The sequence below is a fragment of the Streptomyces sp. NRRL S-31 genome, assembly GCF_000718775.1.
Taxonomy (GTDB): domain Bacteria; phylum Actinomycetota; class Actinomycetes; order Streptomycetales; family Streptomycetaceae; genus Streptomyces.
In genome coordinates, this window is the sequence record NZ_JOCB01000310.1 from 1 (window position 1) to 213 (window position 213).

Annotated in this window: 1 pseudogene; it reads left to right on the forward strand. The window is 69.5% G+C overall.

From position 1 onward, the window contains the following. Positions 1–213 (forward strand): annotated as a pseudogene (locus IF37_RS40600) (trehalose synthase); the annotation flags it as partial.

Sequence of the window (213 nt, forward strand, 5' to 3'; positions counted from 1 at the left end):
GGCGACGAGATCGGCATGGGCGACAACATCTGGCTCGGCGACCGCGACGCCGTGCGCACCCCCATGCAGTGGACCCCCGACCGCAACGCCGGCTTCTCGACGTGCGACCCGGGACGGCTGTTCCTGCCGACCATCATGGACCCGGTCCACGGCTACCAGGTCACCAACGTCGAGGCGTCGATGTCCTCGCCCTCCTCGCTGCTGCACTGGACC